General features: G+C 66.9%; 16 protein-coding genes. 4 read left to right on the top strand and 12 right to left on the bottom strand.

The window, feature by feature from the left end:
* Positions 1-159: 159 nt before the first annotated feature.
* Entirely contained in the window at positions 160-939 is a 780-nt protein-coding gene (locus HUW46_RS48395) for a hypothetical protein (RefSeq protein ID WP_254126422.1), read from the bottom strand.
* An 18-nt stretch (positions 940-957) separates the two neighbouring features.
* On the opposite strand from HUW46_RS48395, the gene HUW46_RS22375 reads away from it, so the two are divergent.
* The gene (locus HUW46_RS22375; RefSeq protein WP_254126420.1) at positions 958-1,605 is read left to right on the top strand and encodes a prepilin peptidase; all 648 of its coding nucleotides are present in this window, start codon (positions 958-960) and stop codon (positions 1,603-1,605) included.
* A gap of 8 nt (positions 1,606-1,613) precedes the next feature.
* Here the strand turns inward: HUW46_RS22375 and HUW46_RS22370 are convergent, their stop codons facing one another.
* From HUW46_RS22370 to HUW46_RS22345, 6 genes are all read right to left on the bottom strand, one after another.
* Positions 1,614-1,871, bottom strand: coding sequence for a hypothetical protein (locus tag HUW46_RS22370; protein ID WP_215549127.1), 258 nt, complete (start codon positions 1,869-1,871; stop codon positions 1,614-1,616).
* A gap of 177 nt (positions 1,872-2,048) precedes the next feature.
* Positions 2,049-2,468: a hypothetical protein gene (locus tag HUW46_RS22365; RefSeq protein ID WP_215549126.1), complete on the bottom strand. Its 420-nt coding sequence runs from the start codon at positions 2,466-2,468 to the stop codon at positions 2,049-2,051.
* Between the two features lie 157 nt (positions 2,469-2,625).
* Positions 2,626-3,738: a 3-oxoacyl-[acyl-carrier-protein] synthase III C-terminal domain-containing protein gene (locus HUW46_RS22360; protein ID WP_215549125.1), complete on the bottom strand. Its 1,113-nt coding sequence runs from the start codon at positions 3,736-3,738 to the stop codon at positions 2,626-2,628.
* Between the two features lie 4 nt (positions 3,739-3,742).
* Positions 3,743-3,940, bottom strand: coding sequence for a hypothetical protein (locus HUW46_RS22355; protein ID WP_215549124.1), 198 nt, complete (start codon positions 3,938-3,940; stop codon positions 3,743-3,745).
* Between the two features lie 167 nt (positions 3,941-4,107).
* Complete coding sequence (locus HUW46_RS22350; RefSeq protein ID WP_254126634.1) at positions 4,108-4,587, bottom strand: peptidase inhibitor family I36 protein; 480 nt, start codon at positions 4,585-4,587, stop codon at positions 4,108-4,110.
* 279 nt (positions 4,588-4,866) lie between these two features.
* Positions 4,867-7,143: an NB-ARC domain-containing protein gene (locus HUW46_RS22345; protein ID WP_215549122.1), complete on the bottom strand. Its 2,277-nt coding sequence runs from the start codon at positions 7,141-7,143 to the stop codon at positions 4,867-4,869.
* A 370-nt stretch (positions 7,144-7,513) separates the two neighbouring features.
* Here HUW46_RS22345 and HUW46_RS22340 point away from each other — a divergent pair, with 370 nt between their 5' ends.
* Positions 7,514-7,915, top strand: coding sequence for a winged helix-turn-helix transcriptional regulator (locus HUW46_RS22340; protein WP_215549121.1), 402 nt, complete (start codon positions 7,514-7,516; stop codon positions 7,913-7,915).
* Positions 7,916-7,922: 7 nt separating this feature from the next.
* Here HUW46_RS22340 and HUW46_RS22335 read toward each other — a convergent pair whose 3' ends face one another.
* Positions 7,923-9,101 (bottom strand): GGDEF domain-containing protein, encoded by a 1,179-nt coding sequence (locus HUW46_RS22335; protein WP_215549120.1) that lies wholly within the window; start codon positions 9,099-9,101, stop codon positions 7,923-7,925.
* A gap of 103 nt (positions 9,102-9,204) precedes the next feature.
* A complete protein-coding gene (locus tag HUW46_RS22330) occupies positions 9,205-10,551 on the bottom strand; it encodes an MFS transporter (protein WP_215549119.1) in 1,347 nt (448 codons plus the stop codon).
* Between the two features lie 516 nt (positions 10,552-11,067).
* Between HUW46_RS22330 and HUW46_RS22325 the strand changes: the two genes are divergently transcribed.
* The gene (locus tag HUW46_RS22325; protein WP_215549118.1) at positions 11,068-11,316 is read left to right on the top strand and encodes a hypothetical protein; all 249 of its coding nucleotides are present in this window, start codon (positions 11,068-11,070) and stop codon (positions 11,314-11,316) included.
* A 3-nt stretch (positions 11,317-11,319) separates the two neighbouring features.
* Here HUW46_RS22325 and HUW46_RS22320 read toward each other — a convergent pair whose 3' ends face one another.
* From HUW46_RS22320 to HUW46_RS22310, 3 genes are all read right to left on the bottom strand, one after another.
* A complete protein-coding gene (locus HUW46_RS22320; protein ID WP_215549117.1) occupies positions 11,320-12,384 on the bottom strand; it encodes a hypothetical protein in 1,065 nt (354 codons plus the stop codon).
* A gap of 310 nt (positions 12,385-12,694) precedes the next feature.
* Positions 12,695-13,213 (bottom strand): hypothetical protein, encoded by a 519-nt coding sequence (locus HUW46_RS22315; RefSeq protein WP_215549116.1) that lies wholly within the window; start codon positions 13,211-13,213, stop codon positions 12,695-12,697.
* Between the two features lie 4 nt (positions 13,214-13,217).
* A complete protein-coding gene (locus tag HUW46_RS22310) occupies positions 13,218-13,613 on the bottom strand; it encodes a hypothetical protein (protein WP_215549115.1) in 396 nt (131 codons plus the stop codon).
* A gap of 170 nt (positions 13,614-13,783) precedes the next feature.
* On the opposite strand from HUW46_RS22310, the gene HUW46_RS22305 reads away from it, so the two are divergent.
* A complete protein-coding gene (locus tag HUW46_RS22305) occupies positions 13,784-14,221 on the top strand; it encodes a hypothetical protein (protein ID WP_215549114.1) in 438 nt (145 codons plus the stop codon).
* The last annotated feature ends 413 nt before the right edge of the window (positions 14,222-14,634 follow it).

Genomic DNA, 14,634 nt, shown 5'->3' with positions numbered 1-14,634 from the left:
CCGGATGGGGAGCGGTGTCCCCGCCCCGTCCGGCACCGAGATCGCAGGATGGATTCCCGCCGTCACCACAGCGGACGTTGCCCCAACCGTCGGCCAGCGCCGGCCCGGTCATCCCGAGCGCGAGACCGGCGACCATGAAGGTTGCGAAGGATATTTGGCTTACCCTGCGCATGATCCGACCTCATGTACCGCGAAAGTCGTGACTTTCCACGAACCGTCGACCGCCTTCTTCACCACCGCGTCGATGTGTCGGCGTCCGCCGGGGCCGTCGTTGGCGGGTTGGCCGTTGTCGGCCCGATATTTCAACCAGTTCGTGGAGTCTCCGCAATCGGTGAGGGTGACCGATACCGGCTTGTCTCCGGGCTGCACCGTCGCCACCGCGGGATAGTTCGCGGGCCGCCCCCGGGTGATCAGGCCGTTGTAGTGATCGGCGTAGAGGCTTCGGGAGATGGTCTCCAGCGCCTCACCGGTGGCGTTGCCAGCGAGTTTCGGAGACTGCCAGTCCGACGTCACCGCGGCATCGGCCATGTCGTTCCACATACCGAGGTACGCGGCGATAGCCGCCTGCTTGGCCGAATCCGCCGCCACCGCGCGCGTCGTGCTCGCGACCGCGGGCGGAGCGGGGGACGTAGGCGGCACCGGGGTGGTGTCGTCGTCCGCGCTGCAGGCGCACACGGTGAGGCCGCTGGCGGCGAGGACGACCAGGGCGAGGCGGGTGCTGCGGTGAAGGGTCATCACGGTTCCCGAGTTCGTCGATGGTTGCTGGACGGCGCGGGCGGCGAGCCCCTTGACGTCAAGCCGCAGCGGCGAGCCTGCCCCGGGACCGACTGTCGCGGTGGCGCCGTGGCGGAGCGCTGACTGGGTGGGAAGTTCACTCGTTGGGCTGAGCGTTGGCAGGCCCTCGCGTCGGGCGGGCACGATGGCGTACGCGAAGGTCACGCGACGGCCGGAGGGAAAGTGCAGCACCCCACGAGCTGGTGGATCGCCGGTGCCGCCGCGGTCGGCATGGTGCTCGGCGTGAGCGCGAGCGTGCTCACCCGCCGGTTCCTTCCCCACGGTCGGCGGCAGGTGGCCGGGTCGTGGTGGTTGGGCGGCGTGCTCACCGCGACGGTGCTGGCGATCCTGGCCTGGCGTGTCGGTGCCCGTGGCGAACTGGCCATCTACACGGTCGTCGTGATCGTGGGTGTGCCGTTGGCGGTGATCGATTGGTGCGAGCATCGGCTGCCCCGTGCGCTGGTCTGGCCGCAGCTGGCCGGTGCCGTAGCCGGGTTTGTGGTGCTGGCTATCGCGCGCGGGGAGTCCGCGTCCGGACTGCGAGCTCTGGCCGCGCTGGGTGCGGCGGGGATGTTCTTTCTGGTCCTGGCCGTGGTGTCGAACGGGGGCCTGGGCGCCGGAGACGTGGGCCTGGCTGCGGTGGTCGGCCTGGTGACCGGCTGGTCCGGTTGGCCTCAGGTCCTCGGCGCGCTGCTGGTGGCCTCGCTGCTGGCGATGGTGCTGATCGTGGTTCCCGGCGCGCACCGGGGCGACGACGAGGATCGGCTGGCGGTGCCGTTCGGTCCGTGCCTGCTCGGCGGCGCACTCGCCATGGTCGCCATCGGCGGCTGAAACGATCCTCATCGCGTCTGTCCTTTGTGTACACAAGTGCCGATCGGCACCGTGGTCGACGCTTCCTCGGCGTGGGTACCTGTGTCGTCGGAAGCCGTGCCGGGGGTGTCGGTGGTGAACGCGGTAACGGGAGACCACCTCTGGCAGTGGCGGCACCACAAGTGGCTCGGGGCAAGGACGGAATCGACCGCGGAGTCGTCGAGGTAGGTCTCGTCGATGTCCTCAAACGGCTGGGCATGCCCGCAGCCGAGGGTGTAGTCAGCCATCGCCGTGCTCCTGTCTGATGGTTGCCGTGAGCGGGGTATGGACTGGTGCGGCGGCCTGGGCACCGGGATGGGGATCGGCGCCGAGGTGGGAAGTTTCCGGTCAGGCCGCCGCACCAGGGTCTGGGCGTGGACGCCGCCCCACTGGCAACGTCCGCACGGGATAGAACCGAGATCCGGTCAGCAGCGGCCAGGGCGGGCCGCTCCGATGTGGACCAGTCGCCAGTGGACGTAGCCCGTGGCCCCGCCCCAGGCGTGGGCCCGAAGCCAAGGATCTCCGTCCCAGTTCCACCAGCAGAGCGGGTCCAGTCCGTTGCCCTGGTGCAGGACGTTCAGTACGGGGCCGTCGATCGGTCTCGCCCGCAACCGCACACTGTTGCCCTCGACCCAGTAGTCGGGTCCGTTGAGGCGTGCCTGTTCTTGCCCCGCTGGGCGGTCGTGGTGGGCCGAGGCCGCCGCGGGAGGCAGATCTCCGGCGTTGGGAGAGGATGCCGCTGAGGCGGGTGTGGTGGCGAGCGCGGTGGCGGCAGCGACGGCGGTCAGCGTCAAGGCCGTGACCGCACCACGCTTACGGGACGCGTGCTTCGGCAGGAAGATCATGGTGACTCCAATCGAGATACATGTGATTCGAATTCATTCATCGGTGTATGTAGCGTGAAAGTTCTGTGCGGCAACGGTTTCCGCTAGGTGTCTGTCCACTGTGACCTCTTAATGGAGGTCTCTTTGGTGCCCATCGAAGGCTTGCGTCGCGGGCGCTTCACCCTGCCTTCTGCCGTAGTTGCGGTGACCACAGCAGGGGTGGGGCGAATCGGGCGAGTGCGGCGGGGTCGGTGTCGGTGTTGTCGATGCGCAGGACGGCCGCGGTCCAGGTCATCCCGACTCCGACCCCGAGCACGAGCACGTGCTCGCCCGACCGGACGACGCGGCGGGTGAACAGATGGGTCAGGGCAGCGATTTGGTCCGCTGCGCCCATGTGCCCCCACTGATCGCCGACGGTGCACAACGTGCGGTCGGCCGGGATGCCTAAAGGTTGCAGGCATTGGCTGGCCAGGAGGTCTTTGCCGTAGTGCGGCAGTACCGCCCAGGAGATCCTGTCGAGGGGCACCCCGGCTTCGCCCGTCGCCGCTTTGACGGATTCGATGACTCCGACGGCGTTGCGGCGGTGTACCGATTCGGTGGTGGTTGTGGCCAGGTAGGCGCGTTTGCGAGCGACGAGGTCGATCGCGGCGAGCTCGACGCTGCCGGGTGGGCTGAATCCGGTGTCGCCGCGGTGCAGGGCTTCGAGGGTCGGGTCGCTGTAGGAGGCGATCGCGAGCAGTTGGGCGAACGCGCCCGGGCGGCGGCCGAGGATGACGGCGGCGCCGCCGTCGCCGTAGGAGGTGCCGATGTCGGTGCCCAGATGGGGGAACGCGGGCGCGCCGAAGGTGTCGCCGCTGGTCAGCAGGATTGTGTCGTGGTCGGGGCGTCCGGCGAGGATGCTCGCGGCGAGTTCGAGTCCGCCGATCATCGAGTTCGACATCAGGTTCAGCTCGGCGTTGAGCCCTCTGCCCGCGCCGAGGTCGAGTTGGTGGCTGACGTAGGTGGCGGCGTTCCAGAAATCAACGCCTTTCCCTCCGCGCCAGATCGAGGAGTGCAACAGCATGTCCGGGGGTGCCGCGGGGCTGCCGGTGAGCAGGGTCGAGGTGTCGAGTGCGTGGCGGGCGGCCCGCACGGCTAGTTGTGGCCCGGACTGGCCGCGCGCCACCGACACCGCGCGCTGTCCCGCTGCGGCCGCGCTGTGGCGGCGGGTGCGGGTGCGCAGGCTTGTGATGGGGACGAGTTCACCGAGGGCGGCGCCGAAACCGAGAAGGTGTACGTCGTGGCAGCGCATCAGTTCATCCCACCTCTCGCGAGGTCGGCCGCGTACGCGACGGGGAGAAGGCTGGTTCGGCAAGGGTGGCCAGAGCGCTGCGATAGGGGGCGAGGTGGTGTTTCTTGAGGCCGGTGACCGCGGCGACTTCGTCGAGGGTGATGCGCCGATCGCGATGTTCCGCGGCGAGGTCCGCGGCGGCGCCGAGGATGAGCTGCTCCATGGCGAATCCGTTTCTGTCGGGGTCCCCGGGGTGGCCACCGTCTGCGGTGGTGACCACCCCGGGGGTGTTCAGCGCCCTGGTCTCGGTGAGGGGGAGGGACCGAGAGCGGGCCGCTGAAGTGAAGGGAGGAAATGGCCTGACAGGCGCGAGAAATCACTGAAGGGTCGTTAGCGTCGTCTCAGCGAGCTGTCGAAATTGTCGCCACCCCACCACGACAGGTTGACGCGCATGCCTCGGTCGAACCGGGAATGCAGCCCGGTGTAGTTGTAGCCCTCGTACAGGTCGAAGTCGGCGTCAGCCCGGTTCCACACGGCCGAGGTCATGTCGTTCATTCCTTGGGCACGGAGATCGGGAGAGCGCCATTTGAAGTAGGCCATCTTGCCTTGGCCGTCGCAGAAGTCGAACAGGCAGATGAACCCTGCCGGGCATCGGTCCCAGCCGCCCGCGACACGGGCGTCGACCACGCCGGACTCCTGACCGCTGGCGATGATGTCTTTGTTGACCTGCGATGCCACCGCGCTGGCACTCCCGGGGGCGACCGGGGTCAGCGGTGGACGAGCGGGGGTCGCGTGCGCCATGACGGCGGGCAGGGTCGAGGCTGTGGCGGCGGCGAGGACCACGGCGGATCGGGCGGCGATGGATGTCATCTTCACGAGGAAACTCCCGAAAACTGGAATCGGTAACTGACGTCTGCGCCGAATGAGTTGAGGTTGTTCGGCAGCGACACCACTAACAGTCTCAGAGAGAAACGTCGCGGTAAAGAGATTTCGCGAGCACAGTTTAGGGCTCTTTTTGTGCTCTTTTTGTGCTCATATTGGCACGCGTTATTTTGGACATGCGACAACCCCGAGGAAATCGTCTCGCCGACGATGCTCGAAGGTGGTTGCGGTGGTGTGTGCGGTGTTTCTCCTTGTCGTGTCTCGGTTTTACGCGGTGTTGGCCGACGCGGCGGTCAGCGCGATGCGAGGGCCGCGGGTGCGGGGAGCGTTGAGCTCGTCGAGGATGCTGGTGGCGTCGGCGAGGGCGAGGGCCGCGCGTTCCTGGCTGCCGAGTTCGGCGAGCGCGCTCCCGTACGCCAGCAGCGTTTCGGCGACGGCCCACCGGGCGCCGATCGCGCGGCGGTGGCGGAGGGCGTCTTCGAAGTCGTCGAGTGCGTGATGGTGCTGGCCGCGTTCCATCTGGAGCAGGCCACGTCGGTGGTGCAGCAGGCCGAGCACGGACGGGTAACCCAGGCGCCGCGCGCGGGTGAAGGCGTCGGTGAGGGCACGGTCGGCACCGGAGTGGTCGCCGAGAATGTCGCGCGTGGTGGCGAGCATGGCCTGCAGTACGGCGAGCGCGTGATCGTGCCCGCCGCTGTCGGGGGTTCCGCTGGCGGTGACGGAGTTGATCGCGTCGTGGTAGCAGTCGCGTGCGTCGCGGTGGCGGCCGGCGGAGGTGTGCACGGCGGCGAGCGCGAACGCGATCCACACCAGCACGCCGGGATCGCCGTCCCGGGGCTGGGTGTCGTGTGCCCGGCGGAGGTGGACGAGGGCTTCCTCGGGGTGGCCGAGTTCGTGGTGGATCCAGCCCAGCGCCAGCAGCGCGTAGGAGCGCCCGGTGTCGGAATCGATCGTCTCGGCGACGGTGATGGCGTCGTCGGCCGCGGAGAGCCAGGCCGACCACGACTTCGCCATGTATAGATACGGCAAGAGGGCGCAGGGGAGCTTCCACCCGAGGTCGACGAACAACTGTGTCCTGGCGTGCCGTGCCAGCGCGATGGCGGTGTGCACTTCGGCGTCGCACCAGGTGATGGCGGCGCGGTAGCCGTCGTGGTGCTCGAAGCGCAACGGGGTGATGTCGTCGACGCGGACACGCAGCCCGTCGCTCGGCCAGCTCGGTGTGATCGCCCGGCTCGCCGCACACGCTGTCGCGACGTACCAGCGCAGCAGCCGGTCACGGGCCCGCTCGAGGTCCGACAGGTGTTCTTCGACCACCGCCTGCTCGCCCGCGTAAGTGCGCAGGAGGTGATGCATGTGGTAGCGCGGGACCGGACCTGTGTCGTCCAAGTCGAGCAGGTGACCTAGCCGCAAGACGTCGAGCAGCCGGGTGGCCTGCTCGATGGGGATACCGGCCAGCGCGGCGGCGGCCGGAACACTGACCATCGTCGCGGGGCAGATCCCGAGCAAGCGGAACATCCGCGCGGCCGTCGGCGGCAGGGCGAAGTAGCTCAGGTCGAGTACCCGGCGAACGGAGATCTGCTCGTCCGCCGACGTCAACACGTCCAGGCGGCGACGGCCGACCGCGAGCCGTTCGGCCATCGCCGCCAGCGTCTCGTTCGGATGCAGCTGGAGATACTCGCCCGCGATCTGCACCGCCAGCGGGAGGCGACCGCACCGGCGGACGACCAGTTCGGCGGAGCCCTGGTCGGCCTCGACCCGGGCGTGTCCGATCAGCATCCGCAGCAGACTCACCGCTTCCTGCGAGGTCAGCGGTGGCACGATCGTGGTGGTGCCGCCCGCGTCGAGCGTGATTCCGGACAGGTGGGCTCGGCTGGTGACCACGGCCACCGACGCCGCGGGCAGCAGGGGCTTGACCTGTTCATAGCTCGCCGCGTTGTCGAGGACGACCAGGACCTGCCGCTGCATCACGAGGGACCGGTAGGTCGCCGCGCGTTCCTCCACCGTCGTCCCCGCCGCGTCTGGAGCGACGCCGAGGGCGCGCAGGAACTGATCCAGCACCGCTTCCGGGGACGCGGGCTGCCCTGGTGCGGCGCCGCGCAGATCCGCGAACAGGCACCCCTCGAACAGATCCGCCGCCTGCGCCGCCCACCGCACCGCGAGCGTGGTCTTGCCGACCGCCGGGCCGCCCTCGATCGCGATGACCGCGGCCTGCCCAGAATGCCGCGCGGCGGCGGCGACACGATCGAACGCCGCGAGGCACCGCTCGCGTCCCACGAAGGTCGCGGCGACAGGGGGCAGCTGCCGTGGCCGCGGCGGCGCGACGGGCGCATCGATCTCGCTCAGCGCCAGCTCGACCAGGGCGCCGCCCGCGTCGAGGGCGGCGTCGATCTCCCGCGCGAGCTCCCCGCTCAGCGCTCTGGCGCCGTTGAGGACCTTCGAAATGTGGCTGCGGCTGAAGGTCGTACGGTCCGCGAGCTCCCGCACCAGTACCCCCTGCCGTCGGCACCGGCGCCGCACTTCGGCGGCGAAACTATCGATCGACATATCTCCCCCGTTGGTTCGACCGGCCGTGAACGGCCCCGTCGAGGTTCCGCTCGCTCCGACCGAACGACGTACGTCCTGTCTCGCGTCGTGGTGCTGGTGGCTGCCGGATGGCCGACCGGGAAGGGGCGTCGCGCCCGCCCTCGGACCCCGGTCGGCCACCCAGCTGTTTCCGTTCCCGAGCCGGACGCCCGAGAGTCACCGGTTTAGCGCAGCAGGGCCTTGTGAGTTCAAGTTCAGGACCTAGTGAACCTGGGCTCCCAAGGGCCTTATTCACTCGTTTGCCCTAATGAAAACGCGGGTTGAGGCAACTTGGGATGCCAGTGACGTTGTCACCGCGCGTCCCGGCGGGCACCGTGGTAGGCACAACTCCGTGACCGATCTTGTTCCGGACGAGGACATCCCCTACCGGCAGGCCGTCCTGGAAGGGCTCCGGGTGACACGAGGCGACTGGACGGTCGCCGTGCTGTCCACGCTCGCGCTCGGCAAGCTCGCTTATTCGGACATCGTGGACAGTGTCAACGCGACAGAGGACCGGATCGGCTGGAGGTCACACGACCGCCCGCTCAGCAACCGGGTCCTGACCAACACGTTGCGCAGGCTGGAAGAGGACAACCTCGTGGCTCGCACGGAGAAAGGAGGACGGGGGCGCACCTTCGACGGTGTCGACTACCAGCTGACCGAGGCCGGACAGGAGTTGCTGATCGCGTTGCGCCCGCTGGCGTCCTGGGCGGAGAAGTACCGCGGAGCGCGTTCGAGCACACCCAAAGCCTGAAATCGCGCTACGAGGGGTCAAGCATGCTGACGCGGTTGCGGCCGGCGTCCTTGGACGCGTACAGGGCGAGATCCGCGGCGAAGAGCAGGTCGGAGAGTTCGGTGCCGCGTCCCGGGTAGGTCGCGGCACCGATGGACACCGTCACCGAGAAAACCGTGTTCGCGGCGGTGGCGACCACGTCCAGGTCCGCGACCGCGCGGCACACCCGCTCGGCGATCTCCCGCGTTCGCTCGGCGTCGCAACAGGGCAGCACCACCACGAACTCCTCCCCGCCGAACCTGCCGCACAGGTCATCGCGCGGAACGGTTTTGCGGATCTGCCGCGCCACAGCGCTTAGGGCGTCATCGCCGGCCTGATGCCCGAGGGTGTCGTTCACGCGGCTGAAGTAGTCGAGGTCGATCATCAGGATGCCGAGTTCGGTGCCGTCCCTCCTGGCTCGTTTCAGCTCCGCGTTCGCGACCGCGTGCCAGTTCGAGGAGTTGAGCATCCCGGTCTTGGTGTCCATCGTGGCCGCGTGCTCGAGCTGGCGCATCAGGGCGGACTTGTGCAGCGCGTACAAGGGCAGGAACAACAACACGATCAGCGGCGGCACGGTCTCGAAGATCAGGCCCGCGATGGCGCCTATGCACAGCGTGGCCAGTTCCAGCATGTTCTCGTGCAGCGGCCCCATCAACAGCACGAAGGACCGCTCCGTGCTGACCAGGGCGACCGTGATGGCGGCGATCGCGGAGTTCGTCGCGTAGTAGAGCATCACCACCAGCAGCAGACAGGCCAGCATCGCCGCGCCACGGTCGAGCGCGAATGGCCACAGGCCCGTCGCCTCGGTGGCCCACGCCGCGACCTGGCAGGAGAGCACCACGTTGCTGGCGTTGAACACCATCCGGGACAGGCGCATCCCTGGCAGATGCGCGGTGCAGCGCAGCCATAGGTGGCCGTAGAGCGCGGCGGCGACGAGCCCGGCCAACGCCGGCGGCAGCACGAGCGCGCCCGCCAGCGTCCACACCGAGGAGAAGTTGATGTGGGGGACGCCGGCGAACCAGCGGCGTCGCCGCTCGACCTCGCGGGCGAGCTCCGCGGCGACGAGCCCGCACGCCACGATGCCACCGCACAGCGCGAGCTGCTGCCACCGCCGGACCTCGAACGGTCCCGCGGCGATCACCGCGAGGGCGGCGAGGTCGACGAGCACGACGAAGGGGCGTGCCGCCCTCGAGTGCGACCAAACGGACCAGCCAGTACGGCCAGCCGCCCTACCTCCCTGTACCGCTCGTGACCAGGTCGGCATACTGTGCTCACTTTCCGTTCCCGCGGAGGGCGTCAGCCCTCGCGCTGCGGCTCTGCGAGTCGTTGACCCCTCCTACCGCCGGACGTCTCGGGAGGAGGCCGCGATGCGTAACAAGGAGGTCTGAGCCATCCGTGGACGACGGGTGCTCGTCCTCGGCGCATCGCGCGCGCCGAGGACGAGCACCACACCACACGAACCCGGCCACGACCACCCACACCGACGCAAGCACCCCGGCGAACGCGACCGTCCACACCGGCCCCGCGCCGCCGTCGGCCACCACACCCGCACCGGCGATCGCCACACCCTGCGACACGGTCACGCAGGTACTGAACCGGCCCATCACCCCACCCCGGCACTCATCCGGAACCACCTCGGTAATCACGACCTGAAGCCGGACCAGGAACACCGTCGACAACGCCCCCGAGCTCGCCCAGAGCAGCATCGGCAGGACGTACCCGGGCACCACGGCGCACGCCGCGAGCGGGATCCCGGAGAACACCGCGGGCACAAGGACCGACCGTGGCGTCACCTCCCGCGTGCTCCGCGCGGCCCACCACCCGCCGAGGACACCACCGATCGGATCGGCGGCCATCAGCAAACCGACGGTGAACGACGCTCCGCCCACCGCGCTCGCGTACGGCGCCGCCAGCCCCTCGGGCACCATCAGCAACCCGATCACCGCGCCCACCATGAAGACCGCGAGCAACCGGCGGTCCGGTCTCCGCGGCGCTCGGCCCGACGCACGCTCCGCTTTTCCGCGTCGGGCGGCGGGGCGAGCCGCCACAGCCAGGCCAAGCACGGCAGCGCTCACGACAAAGGTTCCCGCGTCGATCAACAGCACCGGCCCGGCCCCGATCGCGGTGACCAACACTCCTCCGACACCGAATCCGGCGACCTGCACGGCCTGGTTCGTGATCTGCCGCAAGCCAAGACCAACCGGATACAGGTCAGCTCCGAGCACCTCCGGCAGCACCGCCTGCTGGGCGGCCTTGAACGGCGGCCTCGCCAGCGACAGGGCGGCCACCAACCCCCACAACACGCCCAACGGCAGGCCCGGGACAACCATGGCGAACACGCATCCGGCGCGCACCAAATCCGTCGTCACCATGACCGCGCGTCGTGGGAAACGATCCGCAAGCCCCGATAACAGGAAGCCGCTGGCGACTTCGGGCGCGAACGTCAACGCGTAGGTCAGCGCCGACAAACTCGCCGAGCCAGTACGGCCGAACACAAGCAACGCGAGCGCGACCCGAGCCAGCTGGTCACCGAAAACCGAGAGCGCCTCGACGAGCCACAGCGCGCGGAACTCCCTGTTCGCCAGCGCCGCGGCGAAACCATGCTCACGACGACGCATCAGCCCTCCCCGGGTCATACACCGGAGTTGCCGTTGACGGCCCCCTGCCCTCAACCCCGGATATAACAAAATAGGCCGAATCCGTGGCAGAACAGGTACAGAATGCGGCCACTTCACCCTAACGACGCATCAGGCCACGAAGAGTGACTATTCGCGTTTCGCGGCACCCACCCCCGGATTCGCCGTCAGAACAGTACGCCGACATGCGGACGAAGTGGTCAGGACATCACACTTCGCACATTGCGAATGCCTGCCGCACCTCGCCACGTACTTGCTACGAAATATTACCTACAAGCTACCGATAGTAGCCGGACTCAGATGCTCGGTTCGGCTTCGGCCGGAACTAGGTCGAGTCCGTGGGGTTACCCTGATCATCGGCAGCCTCGATACGCCGCGCGGGTGACGTTGAAACCGATGCTGGCCGCCGTGACCGGGCCGTGCTCGTCCGGTTACGGCGGCAAGAAGAGATCACAGTCGGCGACGTAACGGAGTCCCCACTAAGCACGACTACGATGCATGCAGCGCATCGTCCGGTGGAACGTGGGTATGACTCCTCAGCAATGGCGGCGCACCGACGACAGTTGGAACGATCTGGACGGCGGCCACGTTTCGTACGTTGACGTGACCGCCGAGCACCTTGCTCAGGTCTCGCCCAGACTTCACGACGCTCTGACGCACCGCGGGCGACTGGGAACGATCGTCCAGCACACGTATTCGGTGGAAGGAGGCCATCGCATCTTCACCTTCGTGGTCCTCTTCGACTAAAAACTACTCCGCTGACAACCGAGAGCGGAGCCGTCGGCAGCGGGCCTTCCAACTGGTCTCGGCGGCATCTTGCAGGCAGCGTCCAAGCATTGCCACCGCTTCCGCGCTTAGCTCGTTCGCGATGATCGCCCTCTCCAGCTTCTCGAGGCTTTCGGCGATCCGGCGGCGGATACCTACCTCGGCGACCGACATCAGGTCCAGTGCTGCTAGCCCGTGAGCGAGGTCGAGTTCTAGCAGCACAGGGACCAGTCGGCGTGCGATTCCAACATCCTCCGCAGCATTGGCTGCATGCACACACTGGGCGAGAAACTCCGGGTCCGCAGGGCGATCGCGGTAGAGCTTGGCCAAGTGGACGACCGCGAGGCGCTGCACTCCTTGCTCATCTGAGGAAAGCAAATCCAGCACGACGTCCGCGTCGACGCCAGTACCTGTCAATGCGAGAACGGCTCGCTTCCGAATGTTCTTTTCCTCGAGGTCGTCCGTTGCGATCCGGACCGCGTCGGCGAGTTGCACCGGATTAAGCCGAACGCGTTCGGTGGCCAGGCGGGTGATTGATGCACGGCGGTTGCGGTCCTGCTGTTCTCGCAGCGTCCAGTGGAAAAGCGTCGCCAGCTGGCGACGCAGGATCTGTTGGAACGTGCCGTAGCCGAACGAGACGATGGTGAGCTGCCAGCTGAACTCCAACTCACGGAGGGTTTCCACCAGCCGACGGTCGTCCTCGGGGTAAATATCAGTCCCCTCGATGCTACTCTTCCGCAGCACTTCGTATTTGATGTACGTGCGGTCCAGGCAGAGCACGAGAAATGGCTTGCCTGCCGTTCTTGCCTCCTGCAGCTCGGTGCTCCACGTGATTTCGCCGTATCTCTCGATGATCACGAACACGCATAAATCAGCGGCCCTGATGGTGATCTGTGAGTTGCGCGACCAGCTGGAATCGGCCGCGTTCAGGTACTGAATACCGCCCCCTAGGTAGTGCAGAGGCTCGCCACCGAGTCCACTGATGACCTCGGCGAACTGGTCCCGGACGTCTGCCGTGTCACTTGCACCGCACAGCATCACCCTGAGCATGACACTCCTGTCTCGACGATCGGCTGCTCGGTAGTCGGAGGGCTCCGGATGGATGTTACGAGTGCGCGGGCCAGCACCGGTGAAGTCGAAGTCGGCCCGTACCGAATAGAGGATCTCGGAATGACCTACGCGTTGCTTCCCCGACCCGACCATCGGGACTGCTCGCGTCGCTATGTGATCGCGAGCTAGCCATGGTCGGCGCCTGCACCGCTGGGGCGAAAACGCCGCGCCGTTGCGCGAGTAAAACGGCCCACTCGCATTGATTACTTTGTGCACCCGAATCGGGTTCCAAACATGATAACCACCCTGCTCAGCTAAAACCAAGGACCTTATAGCCCAAATCCTGGACCGAGCCGATGAGGAGCAGGTGCGCAGCGTTGAGAGCGGCGGCCACGGCTTCAAGGCCGTCGGCGGCCACGGTGGCGACGAGCTGCTCGTCGTAGTCGGGGTCAGGTGTCGCCAGGTGCAGGTCGAAGGAGCGCCAACCAGCGTCCTTGTCTTCCTTCCACGGGCCGGACCGCGGCGAGCCGGAGTCGAGCGATTGGGGCCGGTGGCGGTGGAAGTCCATCCCACGACGCTCGTCAAGATCGACGTAGCCGTAGGCGTGGCACAGGTCGACGAGGACTGCTGCCAGCTGCTTGCACGAGGCCGTGTGAGTCCTTTCGGCCATTTCTGGCAGATATCGGGCGAGCGGTGACCTCGGCGAGAGGGTCTGCCAGGCCGAGCGGTCGTTCGACCCCGGCCGATGGGTGAAGGGCCGCTTCCCCTTGCCCAGCTTGACCTCAAGGTACGCGTTCGCCTCATTGTTCAAGGCCAGGACCCGCAGCACCGTGTTACCGAGGCTGTGCCCTACACCGAGGCTGAAGTGGGCGTTCAGCCATAGCACGAACGCCCATCCGCTGGTGGACAGGGTCGCGGGTTGTAGCGGTCTGGAGCCAGCGTTGAACGTCCTGTTCAGCGGTCCAGGCGAGGGCCAGCTGCTCGCCGGTGCTGCCCATGAGGCCCAGGATCTCGTTGACGTGGTTGAGCTTGAAGTCCTGCGGCGGACCGGTGAAGTTATCGGCCGAGATGAGTTCGCTCATGGCGCCGTCGGTGCTCATGTTCTGCCAGCTCATCGCGGTTGCCCGGATGGCCATCCGCGGTTGGTTGGTCTTGAGCACGGGTTCAGAAGGCGATTGCCAGGCCAGTGTCGGAAAGATGAACGATGAGGTGTGCTGAAAACCGGTCACGGATATCGGTTCCACTGTGTGACAGACGTACAGAGCCGGACGAGCGCCCTGTCGCTTTATTGTAATCGAAGTTGTAACGGGTCGGCATATCGGAAGATGATTCGTAACAACGCCATCGCTTCAGGCGACTACGGCTCGTTCGATCAAATTATAAAGCTAAGGAGCAATCGATGTTTGACTTGGTGTTGAGCGAGCACGCCCGTGGCACGCCCGTCGAGACTCTCTACAAGCTGGTGGGCGCAAGTGGTTTGATCATTACCGTGTGCGGTCCGCATGACCCGGCGGACACGACCCGTGCCATCATCAGAGCGGCACCTCGGTTGCTCGAAGACCACGATGATCGTACCGATGGCCTGGTCATGAGCCGGGTGGGCATGTACCGGATCTTCTGGGGCGTCGTTGGCTTCCGGGGCGGGAGCCTCGCTCTGCTGGTGCCGTCGCCCGCTCACGAGCAGCAGGACTACAGCGATTGGACCCGCCATTTCATGGCCGAGGTGTTGGACCCGGTCATGGCGCTCTCCGGTGAGGGCTACTCGACCGGTGGCGGCGGCGATGGCTTTGTGACCGACGCTGAGTTCGCTCGCGCGTTTAACCAGGTCTCGGTCTGACCCCTTTCCGGTCTCAGCTCGATGCAAATCGTAACGCAGCGCCGTCCGGGTCGACCTCGTCGTTGACAGCTTGCGTCAACGTTGTGGCGTAACCGATCACTCAGAGGAGTAGAACAGATGCCGATGCCACCATTGCCTCCCGAGCCGTCGCCCATCGTTCGGGTAGCCGAAGCTGTAAAAAAGACTGCAGAAGCCGAGAGTAAGTCGAAGCAGAAGCGAGATAAGCGCACGCAAGATCTCGAAGCGGGCACAGCCGCAAAAAACAGCACGACAACGAGCGGACCCAAATAGCGCCCTGCTTTGACAAGTTCGCGAGGTGGAAGCCTGTCAGGGCTGCGGTGATCACGGCGGGGTCGTCCTGAGGTGAGATCGCGTTCTGGATGATCCCGCGGTGGCCTGCTGACGACCGGCCG

Origin of the sequence: Amycolatopsis sp. CA-230715 (genome assembly GCF_018736145.1) — a bacterium.
Lineage (GTDB): Bacteria > Actinomycetota > Actinomycetes > Mycobacteriales > Pseudonocardiaceae > Amycolatopsis.
Note: the sequence above shows the minus strand (reverse complement) of the source record. Positions and strands in the feature narration are given on the sequence as shown.

Coding starts and splice junctions, on each gene's coding strand:
- HUW46_RS22360 (WP_215549125.1), bottom strand. CDS start 3,738: ATGCGCTGCCACGACGTACACCTTCTCGGTTTCGGCGCCGCCCTCGGT.
- HUW46_RS22365 (WP_215549126.1), bottom strand. CDS start 2,468: ATGATCTTCCTGCCGAAGCACGCGTCCCGTAAGCGTGGTGCGGTCACG.
- HUW46_RS22325 (WP_215549118.1), top strand. CDS start 11,068: ATGCAGCGCATCGTCCGGTGGAACGTGGGTATGACTCCTCAGCAATGG.
- HUW46_RS22330 (WP_215549119.1), bottom strand. CDS start 10,551: ATGCGTCGTCGTGAGCATGGTTTCGCCGCGGCGCTGGCGAACAGGGAG.
- HUW46_RS22370 (WP_215549127.1), bottom strand. CDS start 1,871: ATGGCTGACTACACCCTCGGCTGCGGGCATGCCCAGCCGTTTGAGGAC.
- HUW46_RS22305 (WP_215549114.1), top strand. CDS start 13,784: ATGTTTGACTTGGTGTTGAGCGAGCACGCCCGTGGCACGCCCGTCGAG.
- HUW46_RS22355 (WP_215549124.1), bottom strand. CDS start 3,940: ATGGAGCAGCTCATCCTCGGCGCCGCCGCGGACCTCGCCGCGGAACAT.
- HUW46_RS22345 (WP_215549122.1), bottom strand. CDS start 7,143: ATGTCGATCGATAGTTTCGCCGCCGAAGTGCGGCGCCGGTGCCGACGG.
- HUW46_RS22350 (WP_254126634.1), bottom strand. CDS start 4,587: ATGACATCCATCGCCGCCCGATCCGCCGTGGTCCTCGCCGCCGCCACA.
- HUW46_RS22320 (WP_215549117.1), bottom strand. CDS start 12,384: ATGCTCAGGGTGATGCTGTGCGGTGCAAGTGACACGGCAGACGTCCGG.